This window comes from Pantoea sp. Seng, assembly GCF_009829935.1.
GTDB classification, from domain to species: Bacteria; Pseudomonadota; Gammaproteobacteria; order Enterobacterales; family Enterobacteriaceae; genus Pantoea; species Pantoea communis.
Map to the genome: position 1 here is coordinate 1 of NZ_SZZV01000014.1, position 18,730 is coordinate 18,730.

At 55.4% G+C, this 18,730-nt stretch carries 19 protein-coding genes and 1 pseudogene; 8 read left to right on the plus strand and 12 right to left on the minus strand.

All coding sequences use genetic code 11. The features are described 5' to 3' along the window. Positions 1 to 166: 166 nt before the first annotated feature. Positions 167 to 913 carry an SDR family NAD(P)-dependent oxidoreductase gene (locus FD737_RS15185; RefSeq protein ID WP_058959444.1) on the minus strand — a complete coding sequence of 249 codons (747 nt, stop codon included), beginning with the start codon at positions 911 to 913 and terminating at the stop codon, positions 167 to 169. A 183-nt stretch (positions 914 to 1,096) separates the two neighbouring features. On the opposite strand from FD737_RS15185, the gene FD737_RS15190 reads away from it, so the two are divergent. Next, positions 1,097 to 2,014 (plus strand): AraC family transcriptional regulator, encoded by a 918-nt coding sequence (locus FD737_RS15190; RefSeq protein WP_160833908.1) that lies wholly within the window; start codon positions 1,097 to 1,099, stop codon positions 2,012 to 2,014. A 3-nt stretch (positions 2,015 to 2,017) separates the two neighbouring features. Here FD737_RS15190 and FD737_RS15195 read toward each other — a convergent pair whose 3' ends face one another. The 3 genes from FD737_RS15195 to FD737_RS15205 all read right to left on the minus strand — a co-directional run bounded on the left by FD737_RS15195 (position 2,018) and on the right by FD737_RS15205 (position 5,033). Continuing rightward, positions 2,018 to 3,028 (minus strand): luciferase-like monooxygenase, encoded by a 1,011-nt coding sequence (locus FD737_RS15195; protein ID WP_160833909.1) that lies wholly within the window; start codon positions 3,026 to 3,028, stop codon positions 2,018 to 2,020. A 115-nt stretch (positions 3,029 to 3,143) separates the two neighbouring features. Next, positions 3,144 to 4,028: a U32 family peptidase gene (locus FD737_RS15200; RefSeq protein WP_058959442.1), complete on the minus strand. Its 885-nt coding sequence runs from the start codon at positions 4,026 to 4,028 to the stop codon at positions 3,144 to 3,146. 9 nt (positions 4,029 to 4,037) lie between these two features. Then, on the minus strand, positions 4,038 to 5,033 hold the full coding sequence (locus FD737_RS15205; protein ID WP_160833910.1) for a peptidase U32 family protein: 996 nt from the start codon (positions 5,031 to 5,033) through the stop codon (positions 4,038 to 4,040). Positions 5,034 to 5,236: 203 nt separating this feature from the next. Between FD737_RS15205 and FD737_RS15210 the strand changes: the two genes are divergently transcribed. Together FD737_RS15210 and FD737_RS15215 are read left to right on the plus strand one after the other, a co-directional pair. Further along, positions 5,237 to 5,761, plus strand: coding sequence for an SCP2 domain-containing protein (locus FD737_RS15210; RefSeq protein ID WP_160833990.1), 525 nt, complete (start codon positions 5,237 to 5,239; stop codon positions 5,759 to 5,761). Further along, entirely contained in the window at positions 5,755 to 6,261 is a 507-nt protein-coding gene (locus FD737_RS15215) for a GNAT family N-acetyltransferase (protein WP_034826492.1), read from the plus strand. Before FD737_RS15210 ends, FD737_RS15215 begins: the two co-directional genes overlap by 7 nt. Here the strand turns inward: FD737_RS15215 and FD737_RS15220 are convergent. Further along, complete coding sequence (locus FD737_RS15220) at positions 6,245 to 6,532, minus strand: GIY-YIG nuclease family protein (protein ID WP_160833911.1); 288 nt, start codon at positions 6,530 to 6,532, stop codon at positions 6,245 to 6,247. The genes FD737_RS15215 and FD737_RS15220 overlap by 17 nt on opposite strands. A gap of 80 nt (positions 6,533 to 6,612) precedes the next feature. Between FD737_RS15220 and FD737_RS15225 the strand changes: the two genes are divergently transcribed. Together FD737_RS15225 and FD737_RS15230 are read left to right on the plus strand one after the other, a co-directional pair. Further along, positions 6,613 to 7,053, plus strand: coding sequence for a YhbP family protein (locus FD737_RS15225; RefSeq protein WP_058959439.1), 441 nt, complete (start codon positions 6,613 to 6,615; stop codon positions 7,051 to 7,053). A 127-nt stretch (positions 7,054 to 7,180) separates the two neighbouring features. After that, positions 7,181 to 8,218: a permease gene (locus FD737_RS15230; protein WP_160833912.1), complete on the plus strand. Its 1,038-nt coding sequence runs from the start codon at positions 7,181 to 7,183 to the stop codon at positions 8,216 to 8,218. Here FD737_RS15230 and nrdG read toward each other — a convergent pair. Both nrdG and nrdD read right to left on the minus strand, forming a co-directional pair. Continuing rightward, a pseudogene (gene nrdG / locus FD737_RS15235) lies at positions 8,213 to 8,677 on the minus strand (anaerobic ribonucleoside-triphosphate reductase-activating protein); the annotation flags it as partial. The gene FD737_RS15230 and the pseudogene nrdG sit on opposite strands and share 6 nt — an antisense overlap. Continuing rightward, positions 8,674 to 10,812: an anaerobic ribonucleoside-triphosphate reductase gene (nrdD, locus tag FD737_RS15240; protein ID WP_160833914.1), complete on the minus strand. Its 2,139-nt coding sequence runs from the start codon at positions 10,810 to 10,812 to the stop codon at positions 8,674 to 8,676. The pseudogene nrdG and the gene nrdD, both read right to left, overlap by 4 nt. 272 nt (positions 10,813 to 11,084) lie before the next feature. Here nrdD and FD737_RS15245 point away from each other — a divergent pair, with 272 nt between their 5' ends. Then, entirely contained in the window at positions 11,085 to 13,469 is a 2,385-nt protein-coding gene (locus tag FD737_RS15245; protein ID WP_160833915.1) for a beta-N-acetylhexosaminidase, read from the plus strand. A gap of 179 nt (positions 13,470 to 13,648) precedes the next feature. On the opposite strand, the gene ridA is transcribed toward FD737_RS15245, so the two are convergent. The 4 genes from ridA to argF form a co-directional block, all read right to left on the minus strand. Then, positions 13,649 to 14,035 (minus strand): 2-iminobutanoate/2-iminopropanoate deaminase, encoded by a 387-nt coding sequence (gene ridA / locus FD737_RS15250; RefSeq protein WP_084934256.1) that lies wholly within the window; start codon positions 14,033 to 14,035, stop codon positions 13,649 to 13,651. Between the two features lie 78 nt (positions 14,036 to 14,113). After that, positions 14,114 to 14,578: an aspartate carbamoyltransferase regulatory subunit gene (pyrI, locus tag FD737_RS15255; RefSeq protein WP_034826475.1), complete on the minus strand. Its 465-nt coding sequence runs from the start codon at positions 14,576 to 14,578 to the stop codon at positions 14,114 to 14,116. Positions 14,579 to 14,588: 10 nt separating this feature from the next. Then, positions 14,589 to 15,524 (minus strand): aspartate carbamoyltransferase, encoded by a 936-nt coding sequence (gene pyrB / locus FD737_RS15260; RefSeq protein WP_034826472.1) that lies wholly within the window; start codon positions 15,522 to 15,524, stop codon positions 14,589 to 14,591. Between the two features lie 232 nt (positions 15,525 to 15,756). Continuing rightward, positions 15,757 to 16,764: an ornithine carbamoyltransferase gene (gene argF / locus FD737_RS15265; protein WP_058959434.1), complete on the minus strand. Its 1,008-nt coding sequence runs from the start codon at positions 16,762 to 16,764 to the stop codon at positions 15,757 to 15,759. A 163-nt stretch (positions 16,765 to 16,927) separates the two neighbouring features. Here argF and rraB point away from each other — a divergent pair, with 163 nt between their 5' ends. After that, positions 16,928 to 17,350 (plus strand): ribonuclease E inhibitor RraB, encoded by a 423-nt coding sequence (rraB, locus tag FD737_RS15270; RefSeq protein ID WP_034826466.1) that lies wholly within the window; start codon positions 16,928 to 16,930, stop codon positions 17,348 to 17,350. A 59-nt stretch (positions 17,351 to 17,409) separates the two neighbouring features. After that, positions 17,410 to 18,171 (plus strand): tRNA-(ms[2]io[6]A)-hydroxylase, encoded by a 762-nt coding sequence (locus FD737_RS15275; RefSeq protein WP_160833916.1) that lies wholly within the window; start codon positions 17,410 to 17,412, stop codon positions 18,169 to 18,171. A gap of 33 nt (positions 18,172 to 18,204) precedes the next feature. Here the strand turns inward: FD737_RS15275 and FD737_RS15280 are convergent, their stop codons facing one another. After that, positions 18,205 to 18,711, minus strand: a complete 507-nt coding sequence (locus FD737_RS15280; RefSeq protein WP_370523083.1) for a GNAT family N-acetyltransferase — start codon at positions 18,709 to 18,711, stop codon at positions 18,205 to 18,207. Between the last annotated feature and the right edge of the window lie 19 nt (positions 18,712 to 18,730).

The following is an 18,730-nucleotide window of genomic DNA, read 5'->3' on the forward strand; positions in this document are numbered from 1 at the left end:
GTGATGAACGATATCGAGAGCCTGACTGAGAAGCATAAAAAAATCCGTAATCCCTGAGAGATTACGGATTTTTGCAGAACTGCCGGATCATTCAACCGATCATTTTTGTCTTAACTGATCGGCATTACGCCACGGCGTCCCTTTTTTTATGCTCGTAAATTAAACGTTACACGCCGCCGGCAATCAACACCCGCTCTCCACTCACGTAGGCTGACTCTTCTGATGCCAGAAACAGGGCAACCTGTGCCACATCTTCTGGCAGACCAAATCGGCCTAGCGGCGTCGCGGCGATCAGTTTCGCCTTAACATCTGGATTCATCTTCTTCGCGGCCAGCAAGCCTTCAGTCAGGATAATGCCCGGTGCTAACGCATTAACGCGGATATTACGCGGCCCAAGCTCACGCGCCAGACCTTGCGTTAAGGTATCGATTGCGCCTTTGGTCGCGGCCCACAGCACTGAGCCAGGCGTGCTCTGCTTACTGTGAAGCGCACTCAGGTTAATGATCGATCCACCCCGCGCAGGGAAGTGTTTTGCCGCCTGCTGGCACACTAACACTGTACCTAACAGGTTCACATTGAGTTGCTGCTGCATTTCGCTAAGGCTGAGCTCGGCAAAGTCACCGTGATGGAAGATGCCAGCATTATTGACCACAATATCCGGTGCGCCAAACTGCTCGATGCTGCGAGCGAACAGACGCTGCACATCGGCCTCGCGTGAGATATCGGCCTGAACGGCGATGGCGTCGCTGCCCAGCTCGCAGATGTCAGTGACCACATCTGCCGCGCCCGCTTCATCCTGTCGATAGTTAACCACGACCCGAGCACCGGCCGCCGCGAAAGTCATAGCAATGGCGGCGCCAATGCCTTTCGACGCGCCCGTTACCAGCGCAATTTTGCCTTCAAGTGCTTTCATTGTGTCTCTCCACCTGAGAATTCGGGGAAGGGTAAGCATGCGCTGTCCATACAATTTTGCGGTAGCGCAATCCTGCAAGCTTTTTGCACGATCCTGCAAAAGTGTGGCTCAAGGACTAGGCGCCGCATCGGGGAAAAGCGAGAATAGATACACAGTGATTTCTCATCGCGGAGTGCGCAACGCATGATTCATCAGGAACAGTGGCAGCAGTTGGTGGCGATGATTGCGCGCCATACCCCGGAAGATGGCCGTCACTTCAGCCCCATCGATTTTCTCTCATTTGGCCGAAGCTCCAAACCCACGAGCCTGTCGCATATTGCGACCTGGGCCAGCTTTGCACTGGTGGCGCAAGGGCAAAAGGCAATGCGCATGGGTGAAGACGTGATGCATTACGGGCCGGGCGATCTGCTACTGGTGACGCTGGATATGCCGGTGCAATCCTGCGTGGTACAGGCCACGGAGGAAAAACCGAATCTGGGCGTGGGGATCACCATCAACGAAACGCGCCTGATGCACTACCTCGAACATTTCCCGTTGCAGCAGATCGGCGCAGCGGTGACCAACGAACGTGGTATCACTGTGCACAAAGTGGCCCCGCCGTTAGTCGATGCCGTGATCCGCCTGATTGAGCTGTTGGATCAGCCTCAGGATATTCCGGCGCTGGCACCGTTAATTGAGCAAGAGATTTTCTATCGACTCCTTACCGGACCGGAAGGACCCCGCATCCTCAACATGGCGTTGACGGAGCGGCCGGGCAACAAAGTGGCGCGCGCGGCACGCTGGCTACGTGAAAACTTTCATCAGCCGCTCAAGATGGATCAACTGGCCAGTAGCGTGGGCATGAGTATTTCGTCGCTGCACCATCACTTCAAATCGGTCACGGCCATGACACCAATGCAGTATCAAAAGCAGCTGCGCCTTAATGAAGCAAGGCGTTTGATGTTGATTGATAAGTTAGATGCGGGCACCGCAGGGTATCGCGTGGGGTATCAGAGCGCTTCGCAGTTTAGCCGTGAATACAGCCGTTTTTACGGGCAATCGCCGGCTCGTGATGTGCGTATGGTAGCTGTGGGGCCAGAAGGATTGACCCCACAGCAGTAAACGTTACAGCGAGCGTGCCGCTTCCATCGCCAGTGCGAAGGAACGCAGACGGGCCTGTGAATCGAAAATCTGGCCATTAACCATGATTTCATCGGCCTGCGTTTCGCGCATCAGCGCAGCCAGCCCCTGACGCACTTTATCGCTGTCACCGACAATCGACATGCTCAACGCCTGCTGCACACCATACTGCTCTGATGGTGACCAGAGGTTATCCATGTTTTCGACAGGAGCTGGCAGCGGGCCCGGTTTGCCCCGGCGCAGATTAATAAACTGCTGCTGCATCGAGGTAAACAGGAAGCGCGCATCGCGCTCGCTATCCGCCGCGACCACGTTGACGCACACCATGGCATAAGGTTTCGCCAGACGCGCAGAAGGCTTGAATTTCTCACGATAGAGATGCAAAGCCTGGAACAACAGGTCCGGTGCAAAGTGGGAAGCAAAGGCGAACGGCAAGCCGAGCTGTGCAGCCAGTTGTGCGCTGTAGAGGCTGGAACCCAATAACCAGACTGGAATATTTAAGCCTAAACCCGGTACCGGTTGTACCGGAGGATGCTCACCCTCTTCGGCATCAAACCAACGAATCAGTTCTGCTACATCTTCCGGGAAGCTGTCCGCCTGGGCGCTGGAGAGATGGCGGCGCAGTGCGAGCATGGTGCGCTGGTCAGAACCTGGCGCACGGCCCAGCCCTAAATCAATACGGCCAGGGTATAAGGATTCGAGCGTACCAAACTGTTCAGCGATCACCAGCGGTGCGTGGTTGGGCAGCATAATACCGCCAGATCCGAGGCGCAGAGTTTCGGTATTCGCGGCCAGATAGCCAATCAACACGGAGGTTGCCGCACTGGCGATACCGGTCATGTTGTGGTGCTCAGCGAGCCAGTAACGATGGAAACCAAGGGCTTCAGATTGACGCGCCAGCGCCAGCGAATTGTGGAAAGCTTCGCGCGCAGCAGAACCTTGCGGGATAGGTGCAAGATCCAGCACGGACAGGCGAACGTTTTTTTTCTCAGACATGGGCACTCCAGATAATGATGGCGCAGGTGTTATCAGACCTGCGCCAATCAGTATTACGCATCATTACCCATATTAAAACTGCTATTAACAGCAGGAATATAGCCGGAATGTGCCTTTACCGTCCGCCTTCAAGCGCCATACCCGCCAAACGACGCCAGTAACCGTTGCATTCACTGCCGCGCGCCATCATCAGCGGCGCTTCACCGGCTTCGTTCGCACGGAAGCGAGCAACCTCTGTTAGCGTGGTTTCATCCTGCGGCGAGAGGCGTACGATGTCGATCCAGTTATGCATGCCGGCCAAATCGTTACCAAGGTTATAACAGTAGCCGCTCATGGTCTGGATGCCATTCAACACAAACACCTGTTGGCCCTCCTGTGACAGCACGCGGCGACCAGTGGGATAGTGAATACAGCAAGTTTGACAGTCATCTTTGGCGCGATTTTCGGAACGGGCGGTAAAGCAGCGTGCCGACAGCGCCAGCGGCAGATGGCCATAACCCAATACCTCCACTTCGAACTTGTCGCGCAGGCCTGCGGCATCGCACTGCTGCAACAGTTGAATCAGCCAGTCGCGCGACATCTCGACCGGTAAACACCAGCGCGTCATACCCTCTTTGAGCAGCAACTGTAGCGTTTGCGCGTTGTAGACGTTAAGCGTCGGCCCGGCGACAAACGGCAGCTTACGTTCGGCTGCCATGTTAACGGTGCCGATGTCGTTGGCTTCCAGCAAAAACTCACCGTTCTCCACATAGCGCCGCAGCTCTTTGACTTCCGAAGGCGACTGCAACAGCGCCAGCGTGCTGAGCACGACCTGTTTACCGTGTTGTGCCAGGTGGCGTGCTAATTCCATCCATTGCTGGAATGAGGTTGCACGACGTTTACTGCATACCGCTTCGCCGAGGTAGATGATGTCAGCAGAGCTGACGGCAGCCTGCTGATAAAAGCGTTCCAGCGTTTCCGTTGGCCAGTACCACAGCACCGGCCCGATGGCATATTTCATAGCATCTCCTCACTGCCAGCTGCGGTGATAGGCACCGAGCGTGGTCTGGCTACCTTCAGAAAGTTCGCCCAACGCGCGCATCCAGGGTTCCTGCACCTCGAATTGCTCGGGCGAGGCCATGCAGCGATCAATCGCCTGGCGCCACACTTTTGCTACTTGCGCCACATAAGCCGGACTGCGCTGGCGGCCTTCAATTTTTACCGAAGCAATATTGGCGCGAAGCAACTCCGGCAACAGCGATAAGGTATTCAGGCTGGTGGGTTCTTCCAGCACGTGATAGCGCTGGTCATCCACTTGATAGCGCCCTTTACACAGCGTGGGATAACCGGCGCTCTCATCGGCGCTGTAACGATCAATCAGCACTTCATTCAGGCGTGATTCCATCCCCAGCGGCGTTTGCTGCCAGCGCACGAATTTTGCCGGCGAGCAGGCACCCGCACTGTTGGGTGATTCCCCCGTCAGCCAGGAGGAGAGATAGCAACGGCCTTCCGCCATAATGCACAGGCTGCCAAAGGCAAAGACTTCCAGCGGCACCGGTGTTTCACGCGCCAGCTGTTTAACCTGATGCATCGACAATACGCGCGGCAACACCACGCGGCTGAGATTGAAATGGCGATGGTAAAAGTGGATGGCCTGCAAATTTGTCGCCGAAGCTTGCACGGAAAGATGGCGTTCCACCTGCGGATAACGCTGCGCGGCATACTCCAGCGTAGCGATATCGGCGAGAATCAAGGCATCTGCGCCGTTCTGCGCCGCCACATCAATGGCCGTTTGCCAGCGATTCATCCCATCAGGATGGGCAAAGGTATTGATGGCCACGTGCAGCTTGCGGCGATGCTGGTGCAGGAAGCGCGCCGCTTCTGCCAGCTTCTTGTCAGTAAAATTAAGGCCAGCAAAGTGGCGGGCATTGGTGTCATCTTTCAAACCGACATACACTGCATCGGCGCCATGCTCCACCGCCGATTTCAGCGCAGGTAAATTCCCCGCTGGACACAGCAGTTCCATACATTTCCTCCCCCGAATTCCGAAGCGTTAAAGTGTAGGGAAGGCGACAGGCGTGAATGTTGATTTAAGGCAGTGAAAGCGTCAGTCAGCATGCAGAGTGAAGATTATTTAATCAATTCTTCCGCAATTTCCTTGATCTCAGTGGAGGCGAGGGCGTCTGGATGTGGCAATATAGGTAAAATTTTCTGAAGGGATTGTTGATGATGTTTTCGCGCTTACGCGGCCTGATGGTGAAAAAAGGCCCAGAATTCCTTGCCTTACCTATTTCATTCACCCCATTCCCTGTAAAAAAAGTGGTTTTGCAACAACTCTTAAACTGGCAATTTCGTCATGCTTTGTCTGAAGGTGAGTTAGACTTTCTGGAAGGGCGCTTTCTTGGGATTGAGATTGCAGATTTGAATCTGCGCTGGATCACCACCTTGCAGAATGGACGCCTGACCGTTTCACGCGACGCCGAGGCAGATGTCTGGTTCCGCGGTGAAGCCAACGACTTGTTGCTGGTGGCAGCACGCAAAGCAGACCCCGATATGTTGTTCTTCCAACGCCGTCTGGTGATTGAGGGCGACACGGAGCTGGGTTTGGAGGTGAAGAATTTGATGGATGCCATTGAACTGGAGGCCATGCCCACGTCTTTGCGCACGGGGTTGCAGCAGCTGGCTGCCTTTGTTGAGGCAGGAATGAAACAGGACGCGGAGGCCGCTGAGGCGCGCGCGGGGATCTCATGTTGATTCGTACTGAAATTGGTGTGGATGCGGCGGGCATCGACAGCTTATTGAAGCGTAGTTTTGCGACCTCCGCCGAGGCTGAACTGGTGCAGCAGCTGCGTGAAGATGGTTTATTAACGCTAGGTGTAGTGGCCACGGATGATGAAGGGCAGGTATTAGGTTATGCCGCCTTTAGCCCGGTGACCTTACAAGGTGAAGACCGCAATTGGGTGGCGCTGGCGCCTCTGGCGGTGGATGAATCGGTGCGCAAGCAGGGCATTGCCAAACAGCTGGTGTATGAAGGGCTCGATTCCCTGAACGAGTTCAGCTACAGCGCGGTGGTGGTCTTGGGCGATCCCGAATTCTACAACCCGTTGGGCTTCGAACCGGCGGCACGTCACGGCTTGCACTGTCGCTGGCTGGGCAGTGAAGCGGCATTTCAGGTCTATAAATTAGCGGATGATGCATTTACGGGCGCAGAAGGATTAATCGCTTTCTCCGAACCTTTTAATCGTTTCGATTAAACCACGCATTCAGGCATGAAGGCTGCTGCGATACCAGCAGCAGCTTTTGCGTGCGACTGAGCTGCTTCACCTGATATTCCAGGCGCGAAGCGGCTGCGCGATCGCCGGCATCACAGTTAAACACCAGCGTCAGCGGACCCTTGCCACGCAATGCGCGCGCACCTTTCCCGGATTGATGCTGCTGCAGGCGGCGATGAACATCTGAGGTAATGCCTGTATAAAGCATCCCGGCGGCGGTTTGCAGCATATAGAGCTGCCAGCCCTGTTGCATATGACTTTTCCTGTTCAATGGCTGTTGGGCAGTGTAGCGCGCTTAGGCTAGCCTCGCTATCTGCCACATGGAGTTGCATTGTGTCTGACCATTCTCATCTTATTCGTTTTCTTAAAAAACAGCGTGCCCTGTCATTGTGCGCCAGTCATGGCGACGATCTGTGGTGTGCCAACTGCTTTTACGTGCTGGATGAAACACGAATGGCGTTTTGGTTGATGACCGAACCCGATACGCGACACGGCACCCTTATGCAAGCTAATCCGCGCGTGGCGGGGACGGTTAACGGCCAGCCGAAAACCGTGTTGCTAATCAAAGGCGTGCAGTACAGTGGCCGTATTCAGCAGCTTACTGGAGAGCGTGAAGCGCAGGCGCGGCATGCCTACCAGAAACGTTATCCGATTGCCCGCAAGGTTCAGGCACCCTTGTGGGAGATTATGTTGGATGAGCTGAAGATGACTGACAACGCGCTGGGCTTCGGCAAAAAAATCCTTTGGCAGCGCGATAAAACCGGCGAAAGTTAATTTTCCGCGCCCGATCAAACTTACGCTAACTTTGCGTAGCAGATTCCAATAACCTGAATAACACTATGGATTAACCGCCTCACTTCCCGGTGCGGCATTCGTTATTCTGTAGAATACGGAATCTGCTATGACCCAACTTGCATCTTCTGCACCAGCGGCGCGCTTCGCATGGTGGAAACCCTTGCTGTTCCTCGCCGTCGTCGTCATTGGCCTGTGGTACGTCAAATGGCAGCCCTATTACGGCAAAGCCTTCACAGCGGCTGAAACCCATTCAATCGGCATATCCATTTTGGCGAATGCCGCGGATTCACCGTGGCGCGCGGCGCTGGATTACGCGATGGTTTACTTCCTCGCCGTCTGGAAAGCCGCAGTGCTGGGTGTGATTTTGGGATCGCTGGTACAGGTGCTGATCCCACGCAACTGGCTGCTGCGCCTGATGGGCAACTCGCGGTTTGGATCGACGCTGATCGGCACCGGTTTAGGCTTGCCGGGGATGATGTGCACCTGTTGTGCCGCGCCGGTGGCGGCGGGTTTGCGTCAGTCGCAGGTATCCAGCGGGGCGGCGATGGCCTTTTGGCTGGCCAATCCGCTATTAAATCCCGCCACGCTAATCTTTATGGGATTTGTGCTGGGTTGGCACTTCGCGGCGATTCGGCTGGTGGCGGGCGTGATCATGGTGCCAGGCATTGCATCGCTGGTGCAGCGTAGCGTGCCAGAACAAACCATTGCCGCGCCCATGGTGATGGCTGCCGACAGCGAGCAGCCGTTTCTGACTCGCTGGCTGCGCGTGATGTGGCGGCTGTTCTGGAACACCATCCCGCTGTATATCGTTGCCGTGCTGTTATTGGGTGCTGCGCGAGTCTGGCTGTTCCCGCATGCCGATGGCGCAGTGGGCAACACGCTGTTTTGGGTGATGCTGATGGCGATAGCGGGCTGTTTGTTTGTCATTCCCACCGCTGCAGAAATTCCCATTGTACAGACCATGATGCTGGCGGGCATGGGGATCGCGCCTGCGCTGGCGCTGCTGGTAACCTTACCCGCCGTGAGTGTGCCATCGCTACTGATGCTGCACCGTGCCTTCCCGGCGCGCGCGCTGTGGATCGCGCTGATTGGCGTGGCGCTGAGCGGTATGATCCTCGGTACGATCGCCCTGTGGCTGACGTAAATACCAGATCTTCTGATTGCGGCTGCCGCGCCATAGCAGCCGCGCATCTTTCTCCGCTTCCACAAACCGCCCGTCGATCAGCACATCAATTTCATCCACCACTTCACGCTGTGCCGCGCTCAGTTCCGCCATCTCATAGCCGGTCCACAGCCAGATATCTTTGTCCGGGCATTCACGCCGCACGCGTTTCACCAGACGACGGATGTGCGGCACATTGTGCGGATGCAGGGGATCGCCGCCGCTGAGCGACAACCCCTGGCGCGGAATGCGCTGATCCTTGAGATCGGCAATCAGCTGCTCTTCCATCTCCAGCGTGAAGGGACCACCGGAATCGAGGCGCCAGGTACTTTGGTTGTAGCAGCCGCGACACTGATGCTCGCACCCGGCAACAAACAGCGTGCAGCGCGTGCCCGGCCCGTTGACGATATCGACGGCGTAATAGCGATGAATACGCATCATCCTAACTGTCCGGTATCCAGATGTTTAACGCGACGCTGTACTTCTTCCTGCTTGCCGGCATTAAAGGGGCGCGCATCGGGGCTGCCCAGATAGCCACAAACACGGCGCGTGACGGAAACCCGTGCCGGCTCGTGGTTACCACAGCACGGACAGGTAAAGCCTTTGCTGGTGCAACTGAATTCACCCGTAAAGCCGCATTCGTAGCACTCATCGATGGGCGTATTGGTGCCGTAATAGGGCACGCGGTGATAGCTGTAATCCCACACATCCTCCAGCGCCTTGAGGTTGTGTTGAATATTGGGGTATTCGCCGTAACAGATGAAGCCGCCATTGGCAATGGCCGGGTAGGGCGCTTCAAAGTCGATCTTGTCGTAGGGATTCACTTTCTTTTCGACGTCGAGATGGAAGCTGTTGGTGTAGTAGCCTTTGTCGGTCACGCCCGGCACCACACCAAATTCGGCGGCATCGAGCCGGCAGAAGCGATCGCAGAGATTCTCGCTTGGCGTGCTGTACAGGCTAAAACCGTAGCCGGTCTCGTCTTTCCACGCATCCACAGCAGCACGCAGTCGCTGCACAATCGCCACACCTTTTTCCCGCAGGTGCTGCGCATCATACGGATGGACTTCATTGCCGCTCAGCGCGTTCAGCGTTTCATGCAGGCCGATGTAGCCGAGCGAGATCGAAGCACGGCCGTTGCGGAAAATCGCGCCGACTTCGTCATCAGCGTTCAAACGTACGCCACACGCGCCCTCCATGTAGAGAATCGGCGCTACGCGTGCTTTGGTTTTCTCCAGCCGGGCGATGCGCGTCATCAATGCCCGTTTAGCCAGTTCAAGCCGTTCATCCAGCAGCAGCCAGAAATGAGCTTCATTGCCTTTGGCTTCCAGTGCAATGCGCGGCAGGTTCAGGCTTATCACCCCAATATTGTTTCGCCCTTCGTGAATCTGCTTACCGTTTTCCTCATACACGCCGAGGAAGCTGCGGCAGCCCATCGGGGTTTTGAACGAACCGGTGACTTCCACCACCTTGTCGTAATTGAGAATGTCGGGATACATGCGCTTGCTGGCACACTCCAGCGCCAGCTGTTTGATGTCGTAGTTAAAATCACCGGGACGACGATTCACCCCTTCGCGGATGGCAAATACCAGTTTCGGGAACACCGCAGTTTTATGGGTTTTCCCCAACCCTGCGATGCGGTTACGCAGAATCGACTGCTGAATCAGGCGCGCGGCCCAATCGGTGCCGAGACCAAAGCCAAAGGTGACAAACGGCGTCTGCCCGTTGGCGGTGTGCAGCGTGTTGACCTCATATTCGAGAGACTGGAATGCGTCATAACACTCTTTCTCGGTGCGCACGCGCGCATAGGCTTCCGCATCCGGGATCTGCCACTGCTGTGCCACGGCGCGATGTTTCTCCAGACTAAGCGTCACAAACGGCGCCAGCACTTCATCAATGCGGTTGATGGTGGTACCACCGTAAATATGGCTGGCGACCTGCGCAATAATTTGTGCTGTCACCGCCGTCGCGGTGGCAATGGATTTCGGCGGCTCGATTTCGGCATTGCCCATCTTAAAGCCATTGTTCAACATGCCCTGAAGATCGATCAACATGCAGTTAAACATCGGGAAAAATGGCGAATAGTCGAGGTCGTGGTAATGAATCTCGCCGCGCTCATGCGCCAGAACCACATCACGCGGCAGCAGCTGCTGCTGGGCATAATGTTTGGCAACGATGCCTGCCAGCAAATCGCGCTGGGTGGGGATCACTTTGCTGTCTTTGTTGGCGTTTTCGTTGAGCAGCGCGGCATTGGTTTGTTCAACCAGGCCGCGAATGGCGTGATGCAGTTTGCCACGCTGTTCACGGGCTAAATCACGGTCATGGCGATATTCGATATACGCGCGCGCTAGCTGCGGCCAGCGTCCGGCCATCAGCGTCTCTTCCACTGCGCACTGAATGTCACGGATATCGACCTCAATGCGATCGGACAATCGCTGGCTCACTTGCTCTGCGACTTGTGTGCACCAACTCGCATCATCAATCTGAGCAGCTTGCGCCGCCGCCTGAACCGCTAGCGCAATACGCTGCGCTTCAAACGGCACTTTACAGCCGTCTCGCTTAATCACCACCGCCGCCATTTTCTCTCCGTGAAACTATATGTAGATATTTGTGCAGAGTGTAATCGCAATATGTGGTGTTTTGGCTGAAATTAATTGCGTTGTTTTTGACCTGCCGCAAAGAAGACATAACGAAGATTGAAAGCCGCACAATGGTAAAGCGGACTAAACTTCAAAAGTTTTAAGCAGACCAAACTTCGAACTTTTACAACTTGATTTGCGATGCGAAGCAGGTTTAATGATTTTTTTTTTGCCTATTTTTGGCCCGTCATTTAATTACAAGGATGCCTTACATGCCTCTGCAACGAACGCTGCTCGCCTGTTGTTTATCCCTGACTTTTTCCGCTGTTGCCGCCCCCGCCTCTGATCTGCCTTTAATGCCCTGGCCGCAAAAAGTGGTGCAGCCTGCCAGCGGCGGCGCATTGACGCTGACACCGCAATTCACGCTGCATATTACGGGCGATCATCTGGAGGGGGCTGAAGCGCGCTGGCGTGCGCGCATTTCACGTCAAACCGGTTGGCCGCTGCTGCCCGCCAGTGCGCCGAGCGGCCAGGCCACCATTCAGGTACAAATTGCCCAGGCAGTGGATCCCCTGCCACAGCCGGACAGCGATGAGAGCTATCATCTTGAGGTCAACAGCGGCGGCGTGACGCTAAAAGCCAACACGCGTTTCGGTGCGATGCGCGGCATGGAAACGCTGCTGCAGCTGATTGAGAATAATGAGACGGGAACGCAGATGCCTTACGTCACCATTGACGATAAACCACGCTTCCCGTGGCGCGGGGTGCTGATCGATTCGGCACGCCACTTCCTGCCGATTGAAACGGTGAAGCGGCAGATCGACGGTATCGCCGCAGCGCGAATGAACGTATTCCACTGGCATCTGACCGATGACCAGGGCTGGAGATTTGCCTCCAGCCACTATCCGCAGTTGCAGGAGAAGGCCTGCGACGGCCTTTACTACACGCAGCAACAGATGCGTGATGTGGTGCGTTATGCCACCCAGCGCGGCGTGCGCGTGGTGCCGGAAATTGATGTGCCGGGGCACGCCTCGGCGATCGCGGTGGCGATGCCAGAACTGCTCAGCGCGCCGGGCCCGTACCAGATGGAACGCGGCTGGGGCGTGTTTAAACCGCTGCTCGATCCCAGCAACGAAGCGGTCTTCACCTTCATCGATACGCTAATGGGCGAGGTTACGGCGATCTTCCCCGATCCTTATATCCATATCGGCGGCGATGAAGTGGATCCGACCCAATGGAATGACTCGCCGAAAATTCAGCAGTTTATGCGTGACCATGGTCTGAAAGACACGCACGCATTACAGGCGTGGTTCAATCAGCGAGTGGAGAAGATCCTGGAAGCGCATCAGCGCCGGATGATTGGCTGGGATGAGGTTTACCATCCGGACCTGCCGAACAGCATTTTGATCCAGTCCTGGCAGGGGCAGGATGCGTTAGGTGAGGTGGCGAAGCACGATTTCCGTGGCATTCTCTCAACCGGTTTCTATCTCGATCAACCGCAAACCGCAGCCTACCACTACCGCAACGAGCCCTGGCCGCAGGGACTCCAGGGTCAGGATCAGATTCAAGCCGACGAGCAAGCGCAGAGCTGGCAGTTCACCATGCCGCGTTTGAAGGGAAGCCCGGTCAAAGGCAGTTTCACTCTGGTGGAAGCTAAAAACGGCTGGCGTGGCTTTATTGATTTCAGCGGCAAAGCGCGGCGTATGGTGAGTGATATTCGCTGGCTGTCGCCCACGCAGCTGACCTTTAGCGTGGATACCTGGATGGGGCCGTTTCAGCCAATGGTCTCTCTGACGCAGGACAAACTGACCGGTTATATGCTGGTGGGCAATGTGCGCTATCCCGCTGAGGGCAGCAAGCTGGCACAGGTGCCGACCGGTATTCAGCCTTCAGTGCCAACGCCTGAGCAAATGCAAAACAACCTGATTGGCGGTGAAGCAGCGCTGTGGGCGGAAAACGTCAACAGCCGGGTAATTGATACGCGTTTATGGCCGCGTGCCTTTGTGGTGGCTGAGCGTCTGTGGTCGGCGAAGGATGTCACCGACAGCGACAACATGTACCAACGCTTAAACGCGGTGGATCGCTGGGGCACGGTGTCGGTGGGATTACAGCAGCATCAGCAGGCGGAGGTGCAGATGATCCGACTGGCCAACACCAGCGATATCACGCCGCTGCGCGTGCTGGCGGAGGTGCTGGAACCGGCGCAATATTACACGCGTCAGCACCTGAAATTCCAGGCAGGGCACTATGACTATTTCGAGCCGCTCAATCGTCTGGCGGATGTACTGCCTGCCGAAAGCGAACCGGTGCGGTTACTGGATAAACAAGTCGATGCACTGATCGCCAACCGTGAGGATCGCATGGCGGCCAACGTTATTCGTCAGCAGTTACAGCGCTGGCAGAACAACAGTGACGCGGTGATGCCGCTGATTCTGAGCAGCTATCAGCTCAAGCCGCTGCAGCAGCAGGTTCAGCAGGTGGCGCAACTGAGCCGCATGGGCATCGATTTGGTCAATGCGATGCAGCGTAATCAGGCATACGGTGCCAGCGAAGTGGCTGAGATGCGCGCCAAACTGGACGCTGCGGCAGAAGTGCAGGATGAAACGGTGCTGGCGTTGGTCAGGCCGCTGGAGAAGTTGTTGAGGTCGTCTAAATAAATGGATGCGCGACCAATCACGCCGCTACGAGGGGATGGCACATCATGGAATTACGTCGCTACGGGGGTGAAGAGCACGCCATGCATTGATGTCGCTAAGGTGATGTTCTAGCACACTCATCGCGCCGCTACAGTTGAGCACAAATTTGTAGCGGCGCAATTTATTGCGCATTGCTTTACTTAACGACGTACGGCAATGGCCTCAATCTCGATCTTCACATCTTTCGGCAGACGCGCGACTTCCACACAAGAACGTGCTGGGAAGCTGGCATCGTGCTCGGTGAAGAAGGCTTCGTAAGTGGCGTTAACGGTGGCGAAGTCATTGAGATCTTTCACGAACACGGTGGTTTTCACAATGTCGCCCACTTTCAGGCCAGCGGCTTCCACGATCGCCTTCACGTTCTCCAGTGACTGACGCGCCTGCGCAGACACATCATCTGCCACGGCACCGGTCGCCGGATCAACAGGGATCTGGCCTGAAGTGATGATCATGCTGCCGAGATCCACGCCCTGCACATAAGGGCCAATTGCTGCGGGTGCTTTTTCTGTGCTGATTTCGCGAGACATTGTTTCTCCTTAAAAGTGCGCAGCCGACCTTTGTCAGCCGCGTATTGGTTCGCCCCATTATAGGGACGATAAGCACGATTACCAGTGACCGAGCACCACGTGGCGCGCGAACTCTTTCTCGCAATATTTGCACTTCAGGTGCACATCATCGTCACGCTGTTTCACCGCGAAGCTGCTGAATACTGGCTCACTGCGGCTAATGCAGTTGCTGTTCGGGCAGGTCAGCACGCGTTCGACACGGTCCGGTAAGGTCGGAGCGATTTTCGCTACTACTTCGTATTCATCAATGCGGTTAACCGTGGCGTGAGGCGCATACACCGCCAGCTGGTTAATCTGATCATCGGTCAGGAAGGTATTCTCGATCTTAATCAAATCCTTGCGCCCCATCTCACCTGAAGGCAGATTCAGTCCAATGGTGATGCGCTGGTCGGTCTCGGTCAGGCGAAACAGCGACAGTAATTTAAAACCGACCTGCGCAGGAATATGGTCGATTACCGTGCCACGCTTGATGGCTTCAACCTGCAATTTATTATCGTGAGTCATCGGTTTCTCCTTACAGGGCCAGTTCGCTATTCAGTACCAGTGCCAGCAGAGCCTGGCGGGCGAAGATGCCGTTGCCCGCCTGCTGGAAATACCAGGCGTGCGGCGTGCTATCGACGTCAGTGGTGATCTCATCAATACGCGGCAACGGATGCAGCACTTTCATGTTGTCGCGTGCGCCGGCTAAATCGGCCGCGCGCAGGATGAACTGTGCTTTGACGTTGGCGTACTCAGACGGATCGAGACGCTCTTTCTGCACACGCGTCATATACAGGATATCGAGTTCTGGCATCACTTCTTCGATGGTGTCGTGGCGCGTCCAGACAATGTTCTGCTCATCCAGCATATCGGTGATGTAGGCCGGCATCGCCAGCGCATCCGGCGCGATAAAGTAGAAACGGTTGCCGGTGAATTTCGCCAGCGCCTGGGTCAGCGAGTGCACGGTGCGGCCATATTTCAGGTCACCGACCATCGCCACATTCAGGTTGTCGAGGCGGCTCTGGGTTTCACGGATGGTGAACAGATCCAGCAGGGTTTGCGTCGGGTGCTGGTTGGCACCGTCACCGGCATTGAGAATTGGAATGCCGCTGGAGAATTCTGTCGCCAGGCGCGCGGCGCCTTCCTGCGGATGACGCATCACAATCGCATCGACATAAGTGCTGATCACCGAAATGGTGTCGGCCAGCGTTTCGCCTTTCTTACCCAGCGAGGTATTGCTGCCGTCGGCAAAGCCCACCACTGAAGCACCCAAACGATGCATGGCGGTTTCAAACGACAGGCGGGTGCGCGTCGAGGCTTCAAAGAAGCAGCTGGCGATCACGTTGTGCTTCAGCAATTCCGGCTGGGGATGAGCCTTGAGCTGGGCAGCGGTGTGTAACACCAGCTCCAGCTCTTCGCGGTTGAGATCGTTAATGGAAATAATGTGCTTGCGATATAGCGGGTTGGCCATAGCGTTCTCCTCTGCGCTGCCGGATTGCGGACAAAAAAAAGCCCCTGCTTAAGGGGCTTTTTTTACGATCAATGGTTGACGGAAAGAAACAGCGGCATCGCCTGTGGTCAGGCGGGGTAGAGCGGCAAATTGTACGCTGCGCTGTTGCATGTTTCCTCCGGCAAATTGTGGCGCATTATACGCATTCACTGATTTGCATCAAGCAGAAATCGCCGCAAGGTAAACGTTTGCTTTATGGGTTACCCAGCGTGGCGACCATCACCGCTTTGATGGTATGCATGCGGTTTTCGGCCTGATCGAACACGATGCTGTGCGCCGATTCAAACACCTCGTTACTCACTTCCATGCCGTCTTTCAGACCATACTGTTCAGCCATCTGACGGCCCAGCGTGGTTTGATCATCATGGAAGGCGGGCAGGCAGTGCAGGAATTTCACCTGTGGATTGCCGGTCAGCGCCAGCATCGCGCTGTTTACCTGATACGGACGCAGCAGGGCGATACGCTCTTCCCATACCGATTTCGCTTCACCCATCGACACCCACACATCAGTGTAGATGAAATCCGCACCTTGTACGCCCTCGGCAATCTCTTCGGTCAGGGTGATTTTGCCACCGGTTTTCTGTGCTGCAACGCGACACTGTTCAACCAACTGCTCTTCCGGCCAGCAACCCTTCGGTGCCACCAGGCGCAGGTCCAGCCCTACCAGAGCTGCCGCTTCCAACATGCTGTTGCCCATGTTGTTACGTGCGTCACCCACATATACCAACGTCATATCGCTCAATGGTTTACCTGGCAGATGTTCTTGCATGGTGAGCAAATCTGCCAGCAACTGCGTCGGGTGGAATTCCGTGGTCAATCCGTTCCACACCGGCACACCGGCAAATTCCGCCAGCGTTTCCACCAATTCCTGGCCGAAGCCACGATACTGAATGCCATCATACATGCGGCCTAATACGCGAGCGGTGTCTTTCATCGACTCTTTATGGCCGATTTGGCTGCCGCTTGGGCCGAGATAAGTCACGTTAGCGCCCTGATCATATGCGGCAACTTCGAAAGAGCATCGGGTACGGGTCGAGTCTTTTTCGAAGATGAGCGCGATATTCTTGCCTTTCAGGTACTGCGTTTCGGTAGCATTTTTCTTAGCGTGTTTTAATTCACCTGCCAGACTTAGCAGGTCGGCGATTTCAGCGGGGGTGAAATCCAGCAATCTCAGGAAGTGTCTCGAATACAGCTGACTCATACAGCGCTCCAGATGGGGACTAATAATGAATTAAAATTCAATCTAACCGTATGAATATGCATTTTCAACCCCGGCGTTAAGAAACTTTCCGTTTTGTGTAGTGGCGCGCGAGGCAGTGTGGGAAAATAATTGCATTCACGTTGAACATTTTGAGGACACGCACATGGCATATGAAGCATTGCTGGAAGAACAGCGCGAAGAAACCCGCCTGATCATTGAAGAGTTGCTGGAAGACGGCAGCGATCCGGATGCGCTTTACACTATCGAGCATCACCTCTCTTGCAACAACTTCGACTCACTGGAGAAAGTCGCGGTTGAGGCTTTCAAACTGGGCTTTGAGGTGAGCGAGCCAGAAGAGCTGGAGCTGGAAGAGGGCGGCACGGTGATGTGTGTGGATATCCTGAGCGAAGGCGCATTGAAGCCAGAGCTGATTGATGCACAAGTTGAGCAACTGGTGAATCTGGCCGGTAAGTTCAACGTTGATTACGACGGTTGGGGCACTTACTTCGAAGACCCGGACGCGGAAGATGAAGACGACGATGGTGATTTCATCGACGACGAAGAAGACGACGGTGTGCGTCACTAAGTCTTAAACGGGCGGCGCTCGCCGCCCAGAACCACTTCCCCGCCAGATAAAGAACGCCGATGAATTACGCTCCTCTGTTAGAACCCATTTATGACTTCCTGCACTGCCGCACGCCACAAGCGTGGATTGACGAAGCGCGCAAGCCGGAAAACCTGACGCTGTTGTTGACCGATCACATGGTGTGCGAGTTAAAAGCGGCACAAACCGCGGTGTTTATCATTCGTAAGTATGTAGCCGATAAACCCAGTGGCGATGCCATTCTGGCGTGGCTCAAGCCGTACGAAGATTTCATCTACCGCGAAGAGCCAGACAGCAACTTCATTAACGCACATAAAAATCTGACCAAGAGCATCATTGTGCGTAACGAACTGCCGTGGGCGGATGATTTGGTCGAGATGATGATTCTGCTGATCAAAGAAGAGCTGCATCATTTTTATCAGGTGTGGGAAATCATGCAGTCGCGGGGTTTGCCGTATCGCAAAATCACTGCCAGCCGCTATGCCAAAGGGCTGATTCGTGAAATCCGTACGTTTGAACCTGAAGCGCTGGTGGATAAGCTGATTTGCGGAGCCTATATTGAAGCGCGATCCTGCGAGCGTTTTGCCAGCCTGGCGCCGTATCTGGATGAACAGCTGCAGAAGTTCTATATTTCGCTGCTGCGTTCTGAAGCGCGCCACTATCAGGATTATTTGAAGCTGGCGGAACAGATTTCAGCGAAGGATATTACGCCGCGCGTGCAGGCGTTTGGTGCAGCAGAAGCGAAATTAATCAGCGAGCCGGATGGTGAGTTGCGTTTCCATAGCGGTGTGCCCGCTTACTAAGTTGGGTGCGCAAATCTGCGCACCGCTTTTACATCACAGCACTTTCAACATTCGCACTTCGCAATCACCGTGCCCGGTACAGCCCATCGCGTTATCAATCAGCTCAAATCCCAGTGATTCATACAGCTTAATCGCGCGGGTTAGCGTGCCGGTGGTTTCCAGATAGCAGCGACGGAAACCCTGCTGACGCGCATACTCCATCGCCCGCAACGCCAGCGCACGCGCCAGCCCTAAACCGCGCACTTGGGGCAGGAAGTACATCTTCTGCAATTCGCAGATGTCCGGTGCGCTACACGCCAAAGGTGCCACGCCGCCGCCGCCCACAACACGTCCCTCATGCTCGACGATCCAGTAAGCGCTGTTCGCTTCGCTGTACAACTCGAACAGGCGATCCAGATTCGGATCGGACACGGTGTAACCTTTGTCGGCGGTCAGGCCAAACTCTGCGGAGACATCTCGGATCACTTGCGCAATCAGCGGATTATCGGCCGCAACAATCGGGCGCACCTGTAAATTCAGTGGCGTAGCGGTGGTCATCATTTTCTTCCGGTGTAAAAAA

Bases quoted from the DNA above. Each gene is read 5' to 3' on its own strand.
- FD737_RS15185 (WP_058959444.1), bottom strand. From the start codon at position 913: ATGAAAGCACTTGAAGGCAAAATTGCGCTGGTAACGGGCGCGTCGAAA.
- FD737_RS15190 (WP_160833908.1), top strand. From the start codon at position 1,097: ATGATTCATCAGGAACAGTGGCAGCAGTTGGTGGCGATGATTGCGCGC.
- FD737_RS15195 (WP_160833909.1), bottom strand. From the start codon at position 3,028: ATGTCTGAGAAAAAAAACGTTCGCCTGTCCGTGCTGGATCTTGCACCT.
- FD737_RS15200 (WP_058959442.1), bottom strand. From the start codon at position 4,028: ATGAAATATGCCATCGGGCCGGTGCTGTGGTACTGGCCAACGGAAACG.
- FD737_RS15205 (WP_160833910.1), bottom strand. From the start codon at position 5,033: ATGGAACTGCTGTGTCCAGCGGGGAATTTACCTGCGCTGAAATCGGCG.
- FD737_RS15210 (WP_160833990.1), top strand. From the start codon at position 5,237: ATGTTTTCGCGCTTACGCGGCCTGATGGTGAAAAAAGGCCCAGAATTC.
- FD737_RS15215 (WP_034826492.1), top strand. From the start codon at position 5,755: ATGTTGATTCGTACTGAAATTGGTGTGGATGCGGCGGGCATCGACAGC.
- FD737_RS15220 (WP_160833911.1), bottom strand. From the start codon at position 6,532: ATGCAACAGGGCTGGCAGCTCTATATGCTGCAAACCGCCGCCGGGATG.
- FD737_RS15230 (WP_160833912.1), top strand. From the start codon at position 7,181: ATGACCCAACTTGCATCTTCTGCACCAGCGGCGCGCTTCGCATGGTGG.
- nrdD (WP_160833914.1), bottom strand. From the start codon at position 10,812: ATGGCGGCGGTGGTGATTAAGCGAGACGGCTGTAAAGTGCCGTTTGAA.
- FD737_RS15245 (WP_160833915.1), top strand. From the start codon at position 11,085: ATGCCTCTGCAACGAACGCTGCTCGCCTGTTGTTTATCCCTGACTTTT.
- ridA (WP_084934256.1), bottom strand. From the start codon at position 14,035: ATGTCTCGCGAAATCAGCACAGAAAAAGCACCCGCAGCAATTGGCCCT.
- pyrI (WP_034826475.1), bottom strand. From the start codon at position 14,578: ATGACTCACGATAATAAATTGCAGGTTGAAGCCATCAAGCGTGGCACG.
- pyrB (WP_034826472.1), bottom strand. From the start codon at position 15,524: ATGGCCAACCCGCTATATCGCAAGCACATTATTTCCATTAACGATCTC.
- argF (WP_058959434.1), bottom strand. From the start codon at position 16,764: ATGAGTCAGCTGTATTCGAGACACTTCCTGAGATTGCTGGATTTCACC.
- rraB (WP_034826466.1), top strand. From the start codon at position 16,928: ATGGCATATGAAGCATTGCTGGAAGAACAGCGCGAAGAAACCCGCCTG.
- FD737_RS15275 (WP_160833916.1), top strand. From the start codon at position 17,410: ATGAATTACGCTCCTCTGTTAGAACCCATTTATGACTTCCTGCACTGC.
- FD737_RS15280 (WP_370523083.1), bottom strand. From the start codon at position 18,711: ATGATGACCACCGCTACGCCACTGAATTTACAGGTGCGCCCGATTGTT.